The following is a 16,918-nucleotide window of genomic DNA, read 5'->3' as shown; positions in this document are numbered from 1 at the left end:
CGCCTCAGCAGCAGCGGGACTGCGGATCGTGCTCGCGCAGGTCGGCCCGGTGCCGCTCGAACGCCCGCCGCGACATCGGTACGACGCCCTCCCGGGCGCAGCGGTCGACGTACTCGTCCCACCGCGCCTCGCCGGTGAGCTCGCGGACGTACCACCGCAGGCCGCGCCAGGCGCGGGCCAGGGGAATCATCGCGACCGCCCGGTGCCACTCAGCCGGGACTCCTCCCAGGCGCGGACGGCCTCCTTCTCGTCGGCGGTCGCGAAGAAGTCGGCGGGAGCCACGATCTGCGACGGCGTGGCCGGCACCTCGGTCGTCGGCAGGGTGCCGGCACGGATCGCGCGGACCCACACGACGGCCGCATTGGCGACGACGACGAGCACGAGCACGGCGAAGGTCAGCTGGAGCACGCCGTTGGTGGTCGAGTTGGTGACCACCTGGTCCATCTGTCCGGCGCTCTTGGCCGGGGCCAGCAGCTGGCCGGCGTCGCGGGCCGTCCGGTAGCGGTCGGCCTGCGCGAAGTAGCCGATGGCCGGGTTGTCGGAGAACACCTTCTGCCAGCTCGCGGTCATCGTGGTGACGAGATCCCAGGCGAGCGGGACGAGCGGCACCCACACCCAGCGCAGCTTGCCGTGCTTGAGCATCAGCGTGACGCACACGCACAGCGCGATCGCGGCGAGCAGCTGGTTCGAGATGCCGAACAGGGGGAACAGCTGGTTGATGCCGCCGAGCGGGTCGGTGACGCCGATGTAGAGCATGTAGCCCCAGGCCGCCACGACCAGCGCGCTGGCCGACCAGGCGGCCGGGCGCCACGAGGTGTCGGCGTACCGGTGCCAGACGTTGCCGATGGTGTCCTGCAGCATGAACCGGCCCACCCGGGTGCCGGCGTCGACGGCGGTGAGGATGAACAGCGCCTCGAACATGATCGCGAAGTGGTACCAGAACGCGGCCAGCCCGCCGCCGAACGCGTCGCTGAAGACCTGCGAGATGCCGACCGCGAGCGTCGGGGCGCCGCCGGTCCGCGAGATCAGCGTGGGCTCCTGGACGGCGGCCGCCGCGTGGCTCAGCGTGTCGGGCGAGATGGTGAAGCCGAGCGTCCGGACGAAGTCGGCGGCGCTCGAGGCGGTGCCGCCGGTCACGCCCGCCGGGCTGTTCATCGCGAAGTAGAGACCCTGGTCGATCACGCACGCCGCGATGAGCGCGCTGATCGCGACGAAGGACTCCATCAGCATGCCGCCGTAGCCGATCATCCGGACGTGGCTCTCCTTGGCGATCATCTTCGGCGTGGTGCCCGAGGAGATCAGGGCATGGAAGCCGGAGAGCGCGCCGCACGCGATGGTGATGAAGACGAACGGGAACAGCTTGCCCGCGAACACCGGGCCGTCGCCGTGCAGCGCGAAGCCCGTGACGTCGTCGGCCTGGAGCGCCGGGCGGGCGAGCAGCAGCCCGACGGCGAGCAGCACGATGACGCCGACCTTCATGAACGTGGAGAGATAGTCGCGCGGCGTCAGCAGCATCCACACCGGCAGCACCGACGCGACGAAGCCGTAGACGACCAGGCAGATCGTCAGCGTCTCGTGCGAGAGCGTCAGGGCGTCGCCCAGGGCCGTGTGGTCGATCCAGCCGCCCACGACGATGGCCAGCAGCATCAGGCCCACGCCGATCGCGGTGGCCTCGCTGACGCGGCCCGGGCGCAGGTAGCGCAGGTAGAAGCCCATGAACAGCGCGATCGGGATGGTCAGCCCGATCGAGAAGACGCCCCAGGGCGACGCGGCCAGTGCGTTGACGACGACCAGCGCGAGGACCGCGAGGATGATGATCATGATCGCGAAGACGGCGATCAGCGCGGCCGCGCCGCCGACCGGCCCGATCTCCTCGCGCACCATCTGCCCGAGGCTCTTGCCGTCGCGGCGCATCGAGTAGAAGAGGACCATCATGTCCTGGACCGCCCCGGCCAGGATCACGCCGACGATGATCCAGATGGTGCCGGGCAGGTAGCCCATCTGCGCGGCCAGCACCGGGCCGACGAGCGGACCGGCGCCGGCGATCGCTGCGAAGTGGTGCCCGAAGAGCACCCGCCGGTCGGTGACGTCGAAGTCCTGGCCGTTCTCCAGCCGTTCGGCCGGGGTGGCGCGGGCGTCGTCGACCTCGAGCACGCGATCGGCGATGAACCGCGCATAGAACCGGTAGGCGATCGCGTACGACGCGAGCGCCGCGAACAGGATCCACAGGGCCGACACCTCCTCGCCCCGGGAGAGGGCGAGCACCGTCCAGCAGACCGCGCCCACGACGGCGATGCCGCCCCAGATCGCGATGCCGAGGGGTGTGATCCGGCGGCGTGGGCCGCCCGGTCGCCGTACGGATGTCGTTGCGCTCATCGTTGACCTCCTCCGCCAGGCGGGGTGCCCCCGATGGCACGCCCGACCACCGCGCCGGTGCTGTGCTTCAGGCGCAGTACCCTCGAACGTCCACCGCAGACGTCGGGCCTCACGGCACCGCCGGTTACGATCGGTGTTCGAAGACCCCACTTCTACCGACGACTCCGACGAGGACGCAACGCTCTTGTTCGCCACACTTTCCGACCGCCTCACCGCGACCTTCAAGAACCTGCGCGGCAAGGGTCGGCTCTCCGAGGCCGACATCGACGCGACCGCCCGCGAGATCCGGATCGCGCTGCTCGAGGCCGACGTGGCGCTGCCCGTCGTCAAGGAGTTCGTCTCCGCGATCAAGGAGCGCGCCCGCGGCGAGGAGGTCAGCGGTGCGCTGAACCCCGCCCAGCAGGTCGTCAAGATCGTCAACGACGAGCTGATCGAGATCCTCGGCGGCGAGACCCGCCGGCTGCGCTACGCGAAGACCGGCCCGACGGTCATCATGCTCGCGGGTCTGCAGGGTGCCGGTAAGACCACCCTCGCGGCCAAGCTCGCGCTGTGGCTCAAGGAGCAGGGCAAGACCCCGATGCTCGTGGCCTGCGACCTGCAGCGCCCCAACGCCGTCCAGCAGCTGCAGGTCAACGGCGAGAAGGTCGGCGTGCCGGTCTACGCGCCCGAGCCCGGCAACGGCGTCGGCGACCCGGTCTCGGTGGCGAAGGCCTCGATCGAGGAGGCCAAGCGCAAGCTGCACGACGTCGTCATCGTCGACACCGCGGGCCGGCTCGGCGTCGACGCGGAGATGATGGCGCAGGCCGCCGGCATCCGCGACGCCGTCCAGCCCGACGAGGTGCTCTTCGTCGTCGACGCGATGATCGGTCAGGACGCGCTGGTCACCGCGCAGGCCTTCCTCGACGGCGTCGGCTACGACGGCGTCGTCCTCACCAAGCTCGACGGCGACGCCCGCGGCGGCGCCGCGCTGTCGATCCGCCACGTCACCGGCAAGCCGGTCATGTTCGCCTCCTCCGGCGAGAAGATGACCGACTTCGACGTCTTCCACCCCGACCGGATGGCCTCGCGCATCCTGGACATGGGCGACGTCCTCACCCTGATCGAGCAGGCCGAGAAGGCCTTCGACCAGGAGGAGGCACTCAAGGCGGCGCAGAAGCTGTCGGACGGCGACTTCACGCTCGACGACTTCCTCGGCCAGATGCAGCAGCTGAAGAAGCTCGGCTCGATGCAGAAGATCCTCGGGATGCTGCCCGGCATGGGCCAGATCCGCGAGCAGCTCGAGAACTTCGACGACCGCGAGATCGACCGGATCGAGGCGATCATCCGCTCGATGACCCCGGCCGAGCGCGCCAACCCCAAGGTCATCGACGGCTCCCGCCGCGCCCGCATCGCCAAGGGCTCCGGCCGCACCGTCTCCGACGTCAACAACCTCGTCGACCGCTTCTTCGAGGCGCGCAAGATGATGATGCAGATGGCGCGCGGCGGCGGGATGCCCGGCATGCCGGGGATGCCCGGGATGCCCGGGATGGGCTCCGGTGGCGGCAAGCGGGTCAGCGCCAAGCAGAAGGCCAAGCAGGCCAAGGGCAAGGGCGCGCGCCGCTCCGGCAACCCGGCCAAGGCCGCCCAGGACGCCGCTGCCGCGAAGGCGAAGGCCGACGAGGCGAAGCCGAACCCGTTCGGCATCGGGCAGGACATCGACTACGAGGCCGCCGCCGAGAACCTGCAGCTGCCGAAGGACTTCTCCAAGTTCCTGAAGTGACCGCGAGCGAAGCGAGCCTGGTCACTTCGCATCACAAGGCGTCCGAGCGAAGCGAGGTCCAACGGTGAGCGCAGCGAGCCGGTCGCCGAAGGCGACGTTGATCGTCGACGCCGCCAATGTCGTCGGTGCGCGCGCCGACGGCTGGTGGAAGGACCGTGCCGGGGCGGCGGCGCGGCTGCACGAGCAGCTGCTCGTCGCCGACGTCGGCTACGACGTCGTCGTCCTGGTGCTCGAGGGCCAGGCCAAGGGCGGCGTCCGGGCTGGCCGTGACGCGCATGTGCGCACGGTCCACGCGCCCAAGGACGGCGACGCCGCGATCGTCGCCGAGGCCAAGCGGGCCGTCGAGAAGTCGCCCGGCACCCGCGTCGTCGTGGTGACCGCCGACCGCGCCCTCGACGCGCGCGTCCACGGCGTCGGCGCGACCACCGTGTCACCGACCTGGCTGCTGGCGGAGCTCGGGCGATAGCGTCGGGCGCGTGAGTGCGCTGCGGTTCTCCGGTCCGGTCCTGCCCGACGGCGAGTCCCGGGAGGTGTACGTCGTCGACGGGCGGATCACCTACGAGCGCCCGGCCGGCGCTGAGCTCGCCGGCGAGGGCTGGATCGTGCCCGGCCTGGTCGACGCCCACAACCACCTCGGCCTCGAGGACGGCGGCGCGGTCGACGACGCCGAGATCGAGCGGACCGCGATCCTCGACCGCGACAACGGCGTCCTGCTCACCCGTGACTGCGGCTCGCCCGCCGACACCCGCTGGGTGCACGAGCGCGACGACCTCCCGCGCCTGATCCGCTGCGGCCGCCACGTCGCCCGGACCCAGCGCTACCTGCGCAACTACGGCCAGGAGGTCGAGCCGGACGCGCTGCCCGACACCCTCGGCGAGCAGGCCCAGGCCGGCGACGGCTGGGTCAAGCTGGTCGGTGACTGGATCTCGCGCGAGGAGGGCGACCTGACGCCGTCCTTCCCGGCCGACGCGGTCGCCGCGGCCATCGAGGTCGCCCACGCCAACGGCGCCAAGGTGACCGCCCACTGCTTCGGCGCCGACTCGCTCGGCCCGCTGCTCGACGCCGGCATCGACTGCATCGAGCACGGCACCGGCCTCACCGCCGCCCACCTCGAGCAGATGGTGGCGCACGGGGTGGCGCTGGTGCCGACGGTGCTGCAGACCAGCAAGTTCCCCGAGTTCGTGTCGGCGGCGCGCGACAAGTTCCCGGCGTACAGCGCGACCATGGAGTCCCTCTACGCGACCCGGCGCGAGGTGCTGATGAACGCCTACGACGCCGGCGTCGCGATGTTCGTCGGCAGCGACGGCGGTGGCTCGGCGCGCCACGGCGTGCTGCACGAGGAGATCCTCGCGATGGCCGCGATGGGCCTGCCCAACGACTACGTCCTCGGCGCCGCGTCGTGGCGCGGCCGTGCCTGGCTGGGCTGGAACCCGGGCCTCGACGAGGGTGACCCGGCCGACTTCGTGATCTACCCGCGCAACCCGGTCGAGGACCTGTCGGTGCTCGCCGAGCCGTCGCGGGTGGTGCTGCGCGGCAAGGTCGTGGCCTGAGCCCGTTTTCCACACCGGACGTATCAGGGACCCCGCCCGCCCGCTCCTTGTGGTGAGCGACCGCCTCGGTCGCGCCCCTCCCGAAGGAGCCCACCATGTACCGCTACCCCGAGCACCTCACGCACCCCTCCGGCGTGGAGCTCACCCCCCAGCCCGACCGCGTCCTCCTGTCGCCGCGGTCGGGCGGCCCCGCCGCGGCGGCGGGCGACGTCCTGAGCTCGCTCGGCCTGGTCCGGGCGGGGGACGACGGCCCGGCCGCCGCCGCGGGCGAGCAAGGCAGCGTCCGCAAGCAGCCCGTCAACGAGGGCCCGGACTTCGTCTTCGCCAAGACGGCCGACGGGTCCGAGGTCGATGCCGACGCCATCACCGCGGCCACCACCGGCGGCAGCGTCGCGTGGGCGGCGCCCGTCTACACCGCCGACTTCGGCGCCGGCGTCGAGGACCTCGCGCCGGCCGCCGACGCGGTCGTCCTCCTGCACGCCGACGTCGCCGACCCGGCCGAGCTGGCCCGGGTGAGCGCGCTGGGCCTGCAGCGCGACGAGGTCCGCTCGTCGCTGCTGGGCGACCACGACTACTTCACCGTGACCGACCCGGCGACGACGCCGGCGTACGACCTGCCGGACCGGATCGCCGAGGCGCTCGGGCGGCCGGTCGAGGTCCGGCTCGAGTGGGTGCCGATGCGGGTGCCGGTGGCGCACGACGCCAACGACCCGATGTACGTCGACCAGTGGAACCTGCGTCAGATCCACGCCGGCGGCCCCGGTACGACGGGCTGGGACCTCACCGTCGGCTCGTCCGCCGTGACCGTGGCGATCCTCGACGAGGGCGTCGAGCTGGGCCACCCCGACCTGGTCGGCGGCTTCCTGCACAACGGCATCAACCTCGGCACCATGTCCGGCACCGGCGCGCCCACCGGCAACCACGGCACCGCCTGCGCGGGCATCGTGGGGGCCCGGATCGACAACGGCCTCGGCGTCGCGGGTCTCGCGGGCGGCTGCCGGCTGCTGCCGATCGCGTTCTCGCGGTGGACCGACACCGAGGTCGCCGCGGGCCTGCGCTACGCCCGGATGCAGGGCGCCCAGGTGGTCTCGATGAGCTTCGGCTGGAACGCCTGGAGCCACGCGGTGATCGACCCGGCGATCCAGGAGGCGTTCAACGCCAACATGATCCTGTGCGTCGCCACGCACAACCAGAACACCGCCAACGGCATCACCTACCCGGCGACCAACCCGCTCGTCATGGCGATCGGCGCCAGCGACCAGGTCGACAACCGCAAGTCGCCGGCCAGCCCGGACGGCGAGCCGTGGGGCGCCAACTACGGACCGCAGATGTCGGTCGTCGCGCCCGGCGTCCGGATCCCGACGACCGACCGGCTCGGCGCCGCCGGCTACACCGCGACCGACTACACGGGGACGTTCAACGGCACCTCCGCCGCCACCCCGCACGTGGCCGCGCTCGCCGCGCTGATCCGGTCCCGCAACTCCACGCTCACCAACGTCCAGGTCCGCCGGATCATCGAGACCACGGCGGCCAAGACCGGCCCGCTGCCGTACGCCAACGTCTCGGGCCACCCGAACGGCACCTGGAACGAGCAGCTCGGCTACGGCCGGATCGACGTGTACGCCGCGCTGCGGGCGGCCTCGCGGGTCGTGAAGCGGTTCCGGTTCGAGGACGACCTCAAGCTCCGCTACAAGGAGCTGGTCCGCGACATCGACATCTACAAGGACCGGGTCAAGGAGGTCTCCCTCGAGATCCCCGACCTGACCAAGCTCGCCGGTCGCGAGCAGGACGACGTCTTCGACCACGACCACGTCGTGCTGCCCGAGAAGGCGAAGGAGATCCAGGGTCTCGACGAGGTGATCAAGCGCCTCGACCGGATCGAGCGGGTCGTCGGCAGCAAGGGTGCGCCCTTCGTCAAGGCCGAGGACCGGCCCGACGTCACCGGCGAGGTCGTCGAGGCCGCCGTCAACGGCGCCCGCGCCGAAGGGGCGTCGTGATCCTGGTCCTCGCCTCCGAGCGGGACCCCGGGGCCGCGGCCCTGGTCGCGGGGTGGGCGGGCGCACGCCTGCTCACCCCGGCCGACCTGTCGCTGGCCGGCTGGTCGCTGGGCCAGGAGCCCGGCCGGGGGATCGCCGACGGCGAGCCGTTCGCCGACGACCGGGTGCGCTGCCTGGTCTCGCTCCTCGCCGGCGTCGAGGCGGGCGACCTGACCTGGATCGCCGAGGAGCACCGCGCCTATGTCGCGACCGAGATGACCTCCTTCCTCGGCCACTGGCTGGAGACCCTCGACGGCCGCTGCCTGGTCGCGCCCTCCCATGCCGGCCTCGCCGGGCCCTGCCCGCCGACTGCCGCCTGGGCGGCCGCCGCCGACCTGCCGATGACCGGCGGGGAGGAGCCGATCGCGCCCGCCGTCGTCACTGTCGTCGGCGACGAGGTGTTCCGGGTCGCGGGGGAGGGGCCCGAGCCCAGCCTCGAGGTACGGCGCCGCCTGGCCCGGATGGCCATCGCCCACGCGGCGCCGCTCCTGTCGGCGATCGTCGACCTCGGCGGCGGTACGGCGCTCCCGCGGCTGCACGCCGTCCTCCCGGCGCCGCTGGTGCGGACCGAGCCGGTCCGGCACGCGATCCGGGCGCTCGTCGGCCGGCTGGTGGGCGAGGAGGCGGCGTCGTGATCGTGCTGCACGGGCTGCGCACCGACACCCCGCTGGACGACGTCCGGCAGGTGCTGGCGGACCGCGGCACGCCGTACCTCTTTGTCGACCAGACGGCCTGCGCCGACGCCGTCGTCGAGCGGACCGCCGACCGGCTGGTGCTCGTCGTCGGCGGACGCGCGGTGCCGGTCGAGGACGTCCGCGGGATCTACCTGCGCCCCTACGACCTCGGCGACGCCGTCGACGCGGCCGAGCGCCGGCGGCTGACCCGGCTGACGCTCGACCTGCGGGAGTGGGCCGAGGCGGCGCCGTCGTCCGTCCGGGTCGTCAACCGGCCCTCGGCGGGGTTGAGCAACCACTCCAAGCCGCGGCAGTCGCGGGTCATCGCCGCGGTCGGGTTCGCGGTCCCGGAGACGCTGCTCACCACCGACCCGGAGGCGGCCGCGGCCTTCGTCGCCGCGCACGGCGGGGCGATCGTGAAGTCGATCAGCGGCACCCGCAGCATCGTCCGGACGCTCGCGCCCGGCGACGACCTCGCCGCGGTGCGGTGGTGCCCGACCCAGCTGCAGCGGTTCGTCGCGGGCGTCGAGTACCGCGTGCACGCGGTGGGGGAGCGGCTCTTCGCCCACCGGATCTGCTCCGACGCCGTCGACTACCGCTACGGCGGCTTCACGCTCGAGCCGACCGACCTCCCCGACGACGTCGCCGACCGGTGCCGCGCGCTCACCGCCACCCTCGGGCTCGAGCTCGCGGGCATCGACCTGCGCTTCGGGCAGGACGGCCGCTGGTACTGCTGGGAGGTCAACACCTCCCCGGCTTACACCTGCTTCGACACCGGCGACCGGGCCATCGCGACCGCCCTCGCCGAGCACCTGGCCCAGGCATGAGAGCAGGCGTGGGATCAGGGTGCGGGACCGATTCGTGAAGGACGCCGGACGTCTGGCAGACTTGTCCACTGAGTTCTGCGCCTTCCGGTCCCTCTCAACCGGTGGGTGCAGCGCCCATCGAGTCCGGGCCCCGGTGTTCCCCACCTGGTCGCTCGAGCCTCACCCACCACGAATTCTCAAGGAGACACCACAAACGTGGCCGTCAAGATCCGTCTGAAGCGCCTGGGCAAGGTCCGGGTCCCGCAGTACCGCATCGTCATCACCGACTCGCGCAAGAAGCGCGACGGCGCGGTGATCGAGGAGATCGGCAAGTACCACCCCAAGGAGGACCCGTCGTACATCGACGTCGTCTCCGAGCGGGCGCAGTACTGGCTCGGCGTCGGCGCGCAGCCGACCGAGGCCGTCGAGGCGATCCTCAAGATCACCGGTGACTGGCAGAAGTTCAAGGGCACCGAGGGCGCCGAGGGCACCCTGAAGGTCAAGGAGCCCAAGCGCGACAAGCTCGAGATCTTCAACGAGGCCCTCAAGGAGGCCGCCAACGAGCCCAAGGGCGCCGCGGTGACCGCCAAGAAGACCGAGAAGAAGGCCGAGAAGGCCGAGAAGGCCGAGAAGGCCGAGAAGGTCGAGGCCCCCGCCGCCGAGGAGACCCCGGCCGAGGAGCCCGCCGCCGAGGCTCCGGCCGCCGACAGCACCGAGGCCTGAGTCCGTGTTGGCTGACGCGCTGGAGCACCTCGTCCGCGGAGTGGTCGACCACCCCGACGACGTCGTCGTGCGCGACAAGCAGCTGCGTCGTGGTTCCGTGCTCGAGGTCCGGGTCCACCCCGACGACCTCGGCAAGGTGATCGGTCGCGGCGGCCGTACGGCCACCGCCTTCCGCACCGTGGTCTCCGCGATCGCCGGCAACGGCGGCACCCGGATCGACTTCGTCGACACCGACCGCCGCTAGGCGACAAGCAACGGCACGAACGGGCGTCTCCCCACCGGGGAGGCGCCCGTTCGGCGTTCCCGGCCGCGGACCTCTAATCTCAGGGGCGTGGAGAGCATCGAGGTCGTCGTCGGCCGGATCGGCAAGCCGCACGGCATCCGCGGCGAGGTGACCGTCGACGTACGCACCGACGAGCCCGAGCGCCGCTACGTCGTGGGCGCCGTCCTGCAGGCCGAGGCCCCGCGCGGGTCCGCCTTCGCCGCACGCACCCTCACCGTCAGCCGGACCCGCTGGCACCAGGGCGTGCTGCTGGCCGCCTTCGAGGAGCTCCCCGACCGCAACGCCGCCGAGTCCGCGCGCGGCGTGGTGCTGCGCGCCGCCGTCCCCGCCGACGAGACGCCGGACGACCCCGACGAGTTCTACGACCACCAGCTGGTCGGACTCGCCGCCTACGACCTCGAGGGCGCCCACCTCGGCGAGGTGGTCGGCCTGGTCCACGGCGCCCAGGACCTGCTCCGCATCACGACCCTCGACCGCCGCGAGGCGCTGGTGCCCTTCGTGAGCGCGCTGGTGCCCGAGGTCGACATCGCGGGCGGCCGGGTCGTCGTCGCCGACCGGCCCGGGCTGGTCACCCCGTTCCCCGACGACGAGGTCACCGACGGAGACGGCGCGTGAGGCTCGACTACCTCACCATCTTCCCCGACTTCTTCGCGCCCCTCGAGCTCTCGCTGCCGGGCAAGGCCGCCGCGAGCGGGCTGCTCGAGTTCGGCGTCCACGACCTGCGGCAGTGGACCCACGACCGGCACCGCACCGTCGACGACACCCCCTACGGCGGCGGCGCCGGCATGGTCATGAAGCCCGAGCCGTGGGGCGAGGCGCTCGCCCAGGTCGTCGCGCCGGGCAGCACGGTCGTCTTCACCACGCCGTCCGGCGAGCGCTTCGACCAGCGCCTGGCCGAGGAGCTCGCCACCCGCGAGCACGTGGTGTTCGCGTGCGGCCGCTACGAGGGCATCGACCAGCGGGTCATCGACCACGCGCGCGAGGTCGCGGAGGTCCGCGAGATCAGCCTCGGCGACTACGTCCTCAACGGCGGCGAGGTCGCCGCGCTGGCGGTCACCGAGGCCGTGGTCCGGCTGCTGCCCGGGTTCATGGGCAACGCCGCGTCGCTGGTCGAGGAGTCGCACGCCGAGGGCGGGCTGCTCGAGTACCCCGTCTACACCAAGCCGCGCACCTGGGACGGCCGCGAGGTGCCCGCCGTCCTGCTCAGCGGCGACCACGGCGCCATCGCCCGCTGGCGGCGCGAGCAGGCGGTCCGCCGTACCGCCGAGCGTCGTCCCGACCTGCTCCACCCGTCCACGCTCGACGACGGCAGCCCGATCGTCCGCGCCACGCTCGGCGATGCGGGCGAGCTGCTCACGCTGCAGCGCGCCTGCTGGGTGCAGGAGGCGATCGACAACGACATGCTCGCCATCCCGGCGCTGCACGAGTCGCTCGACGACGTCCGGGGATGGCTGGGGGAGTGGGACACCTATGTCGTACGACGCGCCGGCCGCCTGGTCGCCGCCGTGCGCGGCCGACTCGAGCCCGCCGACCCGACGACGTGGGACATCGGCCGGATCATGGTCGCCCCCGACCTGCAGGGCGCCGGGCTGGGCCGGACCCTGCTGGAGCACATCCAGGCGGTCGCACCGGAGCAGGCGACGTCGTACCAGCTGTTCACGGGGGCCGCGAGCGCGCGCAACCAGCGGCTGTACAAGAACGCCGGCTTCCGGCTGCGCAGCGACCTCCCCGCGCCCGCGGGAACGGTCGTGCTGAGCAAGCGCCGCCGCTGATTACCGCAGGTCAGGCCGCCTGTGGGAAGATCGCTGGTCGGTGACGCGGACGCTTCTGCCACAGGGGAACCGCCGATCGCGTCGCCGGAACCATCCATCACCACCACGACCGCGGCTGACCTGTGTGCATTCGCGAGGAGAATCATGAGCAACCCCAGCCCCGCCCTGGTCACCGAGCTCGGCAACGCCGCGAAGCGCGACGACGTTCCCGCCTTCCGTGCCGGTGACACCGTCAAGGTCCACGTCAAGGTCATCGAGGGCAGCCGCTCCCGTGTCCAGGTCTTCCAGGGCGTCGTGATCCGCGTCCACGGCTCCGGCGTCGGCCGCACCTTCACGGTCCGCAAGGTCTCCTTCGGCGTCGGTGTCGAGCGCACCTTCCCGCTCCACTCGCCGATCTTCGAGTCCATCGAGGTCGTCACCCGCGGTGACGTCCGCCGGGCCAAGCTCTACTACCTGCGCAACCTGCGCGGCAAGGCCGCCAAGATCAAGGAGCGCCGCGAGGCCTGAGCCTCGTGAGAGGCGTGAGCCTCCGCTTCGCGAAGCCCCGACCTGGGTCCAGGTCGGGGCTTCGTGCTTTCCGGCTGGGTCTGCCTCCTAGACTCGTCCCTCGTGACGACCGACGACACCGCTGCGCCCCCGCCCGACGAGGAGAGCGCCCCGTCGGCGTCCGCCGAGCAGCCCGCGGGCAAGCACGGCAAGAAGGCCCGCAAGCACCTGCCGGTGTGGCAGGAGAGCGTGCTCCTGCTCGTCGTCGCCCTCGGCCTGGCGATCGTGATCAAGGCGCTCTTCGTGCAGGCGTTCTACATCCCGTCGGAGTCGATGGAGCCGGGCCTGGTCAAGAACGACCGGATCCTGGTCCAGAAGGTCTCCTACTGGTTCGGCCGTACGCCCAAGCGCGGTGACGTCATCGTCTTCGCCGACCCCGGCCAGTGGCTCACCGCGACCGACGACAAGGGCCCGACCGGGATGGCGAAGGCGCTCTCGAAGGTCGGCCTCTACCCGACCGGCGGCCACCTGGTGAAGCGCGTCATCGGCACCGAGGGCGACGTCGTCCAGTGCTGCGACACGAAGGGCCGGATCCTCGTCAACGGCAAGCCGATCGACGAGACGTCGTACCTGAGCCCCGAGCGCGGCCAGTGCTCCGCCGAGCTCAACGAGTTCGACCAGCCCTGCACGTGGATCATCGGCCCGATCCCGAAGGGCAAGCTGCTCGTCCTCGGCGACAACCGGCTCCACTCCGCCGACTCCCGCGCCCACATCTGCGCCCCCGACGAGGATCCGTGCACCCAGAGCCCCTGGGTCGACACCGACCTCGTGGTCGGCAAGGTGTTCGCGCTGATCTGGCCGCGCGACCGGTGGCGGTGGATCAGCCGCCCCGAGGCGTTCGCCGACGTCCCCGACCACCCCTCGGCCTCTCTCGTCGCGAAGGCGAAGGAAGCCCACCTGGTCCCCGGGAGCTGAGTCAGGCCCGATGTCCACGCTGCCCAGGGGAGCGACCGTCCGGCGCGACGCCGGCATCTACGGCTACGAGCGGGCGCTGCGGCGCCACGGCTTCGAGCCGATCGCCGGCGTCGACGAGGCCGGACGCGGCGCCTGCGCCGGCCCGCTGGTGGCCGGCGCCGCGATCCTGCCTGCAGGCAAGGCCGGGATCGTGCCCGGTCTCGCCGACTCCAAGCTGCTCACCGCGGCCGCCCGCGAGCGCTGCTACGACCAGATCGTGAGGCGGGCGCTGGCGTGGTCGGTCGTCGTGATCCCGCACGACGAGTGCGACCGACTGGGCATGCACGTGGCCAACGTCGAGGCGCTGCGCCGGGCGGTCGCCAAGCTGACCCTGCCGGCGTCGTACGTGCTGACCGACGGCTTCCCCGTCGACGGCCTCGGCGTCCCGGGGCTCGCCGTCTGGAAGGGCGACCGGGTCGCGGCCTGCGTCGCGGCGGCATCGGTGCTCGCCAAGGTCACCCGTGACCGGATCATGGTCGAGCTCGACGAGCAGTGGCCGGCCTACGACTTCAAGACCCACAAGGGCTACATCACGGCCACCCACACGGCCGCGCTGGAGGAGTACGGACCCTCGCCGATCCACCGGATGCGCTTCGTCAACGTCCGCCGCGCCGCGGGGCTCGAGCCGCTTGCTGGGGGAGAGGGCTAGAGTCGGCCACGTGAGTGCCGAGGAGCTCGAGAAGTACGAGACCGAGCAGGAGCTGAACCTCTACCGGGAGTACCGCGACGTCGTCGGCATCTTCAAGTACGTCGTCGAGACCGACCGCCGGTTCTACCTCTGCAACTCGGTCGACGTGAAGGCCCGCTCCGAGAGTGGCGACGTCTTCTTCGAGGTGACCATCGCCGACGCCTGGGTGTGGGACATGTACCGCCCGGCGCGCTTCGCCAAGAACGTCAAGGTGCTGACCTTCAAGGACGTCAACGTCGAGGAGCTGGCCACCTCCGACCTCGAGCTCCCCAAGCCCTGACGGGCGATCGGTCGGACTCGCCGGGACCTAGGTCCCGTTTCCCCGGATAGCCCTCGGCAGCCGCCGTTTGCGCCCCTACCTTCGATGGTGGTGCTCAGGGGGTGAGCATCACCGTTCAGGGCCGGGGAGGCGCCATGCGACGTCGTCGCCATGGGAACGAGCGTGGCTCGGTCACGCTCATCATGATCCCGCTGCTCGCGGTGTTCATGGTCAGCTCCGCGTTCGCGGTCGACCTGGGCTACCAGCGGGCCGCGCGGTCCGACGTCCAGGCGCTCGCCGACGTCGTCGCGCTCGACCTCGCGCGCAGCATCGACGGGCGCACCGTCGCGCAGCTGCAGCCGGTGCTCGACGCCCAGGTGCCGATCAGCGTCGCCCGCAACAAGGACGTCCTCGGCAGCAAGACACCCGCGGTGAGCTATCAGCTGGGCGTGATCGGCACGGGCGGCTTCCAGGCCATGACGTCGGGCGTCCCGAGCGCGGTCCGGGTCGAGGCCAAGACCAAGGTCGGCTTCGCCTTCGCGAGCTTCACCGGCGCCGACCACGGCGACGCCGACCGTACGGCGGCCGCGCAGAGCTCGTCGACGGCCTGCTTCCGGCTCGGCACCTTCGTCGCCGCGATCCGCTCCGGCGACAGCACCGTCCTCGCGCCGCTCAACGACCTGCTCGGCGTCAAGCTCGACCTGGTCAGCTATCGCGGGCTCGCCGATGCCGACCTGCGCCTGTCGCAGCTCACCGCGGTCTCCAGCATCGGGACGCCGGAGCACCTGCTGTCGCAGCAGATCCGCTACACCGACCTGCTCAACGCGATGATCGTCGCGCTGACCAAGGAGGGGCTCGGCTCCAACCAGGTCGCGATCGACGCCCTCGGCAAGATCGCCCAGTCGAGCACCGCCGTCAACGTCGGGATGATCAGCCTGGCGAAGGTGCTGCACGTGTCGCCGAACGACCGGGCGGCCCTCGGGGTCGACCTCAGCGTGCTCGACATCATCGGCTCGGCGCGACTCGCCAACGGCCAGTACGCCGTCGGCGTCCCGAACATCCAGGCCCAGGTGCCCGGCCTCGGTTTCCAGTTCTCCGGCTCGATCTACCTGATCTCCGCCGCACAGCTCGCCTGCGGCGCGCCGAACTCGGTCGACGCCAAGGCCGACACCGCGCAGCTCAACGGCACCGTCGGCATCGACTTCACCAACCTGCCCAGCCTCAACCTGCAGGGCATCGGCACCCTGCAGACGCCCAAGGGGACCGGCTCGATCGCCATCGTGGCGGGCAACGGCACCGGGCGGCTCGTCTCGCCGCCGGCCGTCCGCTGCGGCACCGGGACGCTGGCCGACCCGTCGAGCTTCGGCGTCGACGTGGCGACCGGGCTGGCGTCGTACAAGCTGAACGTGGACCTGACCGTCGGCGGCGACTCGAAGCTCACCGACCTGCTGCAGCTCAACGGCCTGACCAGCGTCATCACCAACCTGCTCGGCAGCATCCTCACGCTGCCCAGCAAGCTGACCGTCGAGGTCGGTGTCAGCCTGAGCATCGGCACCTCGATCTCCGGATCCGACACGACGGTCGGGGTGTCGATCCCGCCCAACGACAAGACCCCGGTCTCGACCGGCGGGACCGTCTACCTCGACCCGGCGTCCGTCGTCGCGACGGTCACCAGCGTGAAGATCGGCGGCAAGGCCGTGACCGCGCTGAACACGGTGACCGGGCTGACGAACCCGATCGTCAACGACCTCACCCAGGCTCCCGGCGGCTTCCTGAAGAAGTCGTTGACGCCGCTGATCGACAACATCAACAGCTCGTTCATCGGGCCGGTGGCGCGGATGGTCGGGCTCCGGCTCGCCGGCGCCGACGTCTACGGCGTGGGCGTCACCTGCGGCATGCCGCGGCTGGTCGGCTGAGGTGCGGGCCTCTAGTTCGAAGGGACTAGGTGGTCCCGCTCGTCCGGGCAGAATGACCCAGGATCCGTTCCCTCGTTGAGAAAAGCGCTACTACTGTGTGCCCAACGCCGCTCGGGGGCGTCATGGGAGCGAGGGCGGGGAGGCCGGCGGATGGGGCGTTGTGTGCTGAGGAGGCGTCGAGCGACGCGTCCCGACACCCGAGGTGCTGCGGCGGTCGAGTTCGCGCTCATCCTGCCGGTGCTGATGGTCATCGTCGTCGGCATCATCAACTACGGCGACATGCTCAGCGTGCGCCAGTCGGTCAGCCAGGCCGCCTCCGAGGGCGCGCGCGCCGCGGCCGTCACGACCGACACCGACAAGGCCGCCGCCGGCAAGAAGGCCGTCGACGACGCGCTCGCCGCCCAGGGGCAGAAGTGCACCGCCGACTGCTCGGTCACGATCGCCGCCTGCAGCAACGAGGCGACCAAGCAGTGCGCCACGGTCAAGGTCGTCATCGCCTACAAGGGACTGATCCCCGGATTCGGGCTGATCCTGCCCAAGACCCTCAGCTACACGGCCGTCGCCCGGGTGAGCTGA

General features: G+C 71.6%; 18 protein-coding genes. 16 read left to right on the top strand and 2 right to left on the bottom strand.

The window, feature by feature from the left end; translation table 11 throughout:
- Positions 1 to 4 precede the first annotated feature (4 nt).
- Together AB4880_RS18845 and AB4880_RS18840 are read right to left on the bottom strand one after the other, a co-directional pair.
- A complete protein-coding gene (locus tag AB4880_RS18845) occupies positions 5 to 190 on the bottom strand; it encodes a YbdD/YjiX family protein (protein WP_367920765.1) in 186 nt (61 codons plus the stop codon).
- Positions 187 to 2,376 (bottom strand): carbon starvation CstA family protein, encoded by a 2,190-nt coding sequence (locus AB4880_RS18840; RefSeq protein WP_367920764.1) that lies wholly within the window; start codon positions 2,374 to 2,376, stop codon positions 187 to 189. Before AB4880_RS18840 ends, AB4880_RS18845 begins: the two co-directional genes overlap by 4 nt.
- A gap of 184 nt (positions 2,377 to 2,560) precedes the next feature.
- On the opposite strand from AB4880_RS18840, the gene ffh reads away from it, so the two are divergent.
- The 16 genes from ffh to AB4880_RS18760 all read left to right on the top strand — a co-directional run bounded on the left by ffh (position 2,561) and on the right by AB4880_RS18760 (position 16,918).
- Positions 2,561 to 4,135: a signal recognition particle protein gene (ffh, locus tag AB4880_RS18835; RefSeq protein WP_367920763.1), complete on the top strand. Its 1,575-nt coding sequence runs from the start codon at positions 2,561 to 2,563 to the stop codon at positions 4,133 to 4,135.
- Positions 4,136 to 4,199: 64 nt separating this feature from the next.
- Positions 4,200 to 4,601: a PIN domain-containing protein gene (locus AB4880_RS18830; RefSeq protein ID WP_367920762.1), complete on the top strand. Its 402-nt coding sequence runs from the start codon at positions 4,200 to 4,202 to the stop codon at positions 4,599 to 4,601.
- Positions 4,602 to 4,611: 10 nt separating this feature from the next.
- A complete protein-coding gene (locus AB4880_RS18825; RefSeq protein WP_367920761.1) occupies positions 4,612 to 5,685 on the top strand; it encodes an amidohydrolase family protein in 1,074 nt (357 codons plus the stop codon).
- Between the two features lie 95 nt (positions 5,686 to 5,780).
- Positions 5,781 to 7,682 (top strand): S8 family serine peptidase, encoded by a 1,902-nt coding sequence (locus tag AB4880_RS18820; protein WP_367920760.1) that lies wholly within the window; start codon positions 5,781 to 5,783, stop codon positions 7,680 to 7,682.
- Positions 7,679 to 8,356 carry a hypothetical protein gene (locus AB4880_RS18815; protein WP_367920759.1) on the top strand — a complete coding sequence of 226 codons (678 nt, stop codon included), beginning with the start codon at positions 7,679 to 7,681 and terminating at the stop codon, positions 8,354 to 8,356. Before AB4880_RS18820 ends, AB4880_RS18815 begins: the two co-directional genes overlap by 4 nt.
- On the top strand, positions 8,353 to 9,222 hold the full coding sequence (locus AB4880_RS18810; protein ID WP_367920758.1) for an ATP-grasp domain-containing protein: 870 nt from the start codon (positions 8,353 to 8,355) through the stop codon (positions 9,220 to 9,222). Before AB4880_RS18815 ends, AB4880_RS18810 begins: the two co-directional genes overlap by 4 nt.
- Before the next feature lie 195 nt (positions 9,223 to 9,417).
- Positions 9,418 to 9,924 carry a 30S ribosomal protein S16 gene (gene rpsP, locus AB4880_RS18805; RefSeq protein WP_367920757.1) on the top strand — a complete coding sequence of 169 codons (507 nt, stop codon included), beginning with the start codon at positions 9,418 to 9,420 and terminating at the stop codon, positions 9,922 to 9,924.
- A 4-nt stretch (positions 9,925 to 9,928) separates the two neighbouring features.
- Positions 9,929 to 10,168, top strand: a complete 240-nt coding sequence (locus AB4880_RS18800) for an RNA-binding protein (protein ID WP_038680265.1) — start codon at positions 9,929 to 9,931, stop codon at positions 10,166 to 10,168.
- Between the two features lie 87 nt (positions 10,169 to 10,255).
- Entirely contained in the window at positions 10,256 to 10,822 is a 567-nt protein-coding gene (gene rimM / locus AB4880_RS18795; protein WP_367920756.1) for a ribosome maturation factor RimM, read from the top strand.
- On the top strand, positions 10,819 to 11,979 hold the full coding sequence (trmD, locus tag AB4880_RS18790; RefSeq protein WP_367920755.1) for a tRNA (guanosine(37)-N1)-methyltransferase TrmD: 1,161 nt from the start codon (positions 10,819 to 10,821) through the stop codon (positions 11,977 to 11,979). Before rimM ends, trmD begins: the two co-directional genes overlap by 4 nt.
- 144 nt (positions 11,980 to 12,123) lie before the next feature.
- Positions 12,124 to 12,486 carry a 50S ribosomal protein L19 gene (gene rplS, locus AB4880_RS18785; RefSeq protein WP_367920754.1) on the top strand — a complete coding sequence of 121 codons (363 nt, stop codon included), beginning with the start codon at positions 12,124 to 12,126 and terminating at the stop codon, positions 12,484 to 12,486.
- A gap of 102 nt (positions 12,487 to 12,588) precedes the next feature.
- A complete protein-coding gene (gene lepB, locus AB4880_RS18780) occupies positions 12,589 to 13,440 on the top strand; it encodes a signal peptidase I (RefSeq protein ID WP_367920753.1) in 852 nt (283 codons plus the stop codon).
- Positions 13,441 to 13,450: 10 nt separating this feature from the next.
- The gene (locus AB4880_RS18775) at positions 13,451 to 14,128 is read left to right on the top strand and encodes a ribonuclease HII (protein ID WP_367920752.1); all 678 of its coding nucleotides are present in this window, start codon (positions 13,451 to 13,453) and stop codon (positions 14,126 to 14,128) included.
- Between the two features lie 10 nt (positions 14,129 to 14,138).
- On the top strand, positions 14,139 to 14,447 hold the full coding sequence (locus AB4880_RS18770; RefSeq protein ID WP_367920751.1) for a DUF2469 domain-containing protein: 309 nt from the start codon (positions 14,139 to 14,141) through the stop codon (positions 14,445 to 14,447).
- A gap of 134 nt (positions 14,448 to 14,581) precedes the next feature.
- The gene (locus AB4880_RS18765; protein WP_367920750.1) at positions 14,582 to 16,342 is read left to right on the top strand and encodes a Tad domain-containing protein; all 1,761 of its coding nucleotides are present in this window, start codon (positions 14,582 to 14,584) and stop codon (positions 16,340 to 16,342) included.
- Between the two features lie 150 nt (positions 16,343 to 16,492).
- A complete protein-coding gene (locus AB4880_RS18760; protein ID WP_367920749.1) occupies positions 16,493 to 16,918 on the top strand; it encodes a TadE/TadG family type IV pilus assembly protein in 426 nt (141 codons plus the stop codon).

Source organism: Nocardioides ginsengisoli (genome assembly GCF_039537225.1).
Lineage (GTDB): Bacteria > Actinomycetota > Actinomycetes > Propionibacteriales > Nocardioidaceae > Nocardioides > Nocardioides ginsengisoli.
This window is presented reverse-complemented; position numbering and strand designations above follow the sequence as displayed.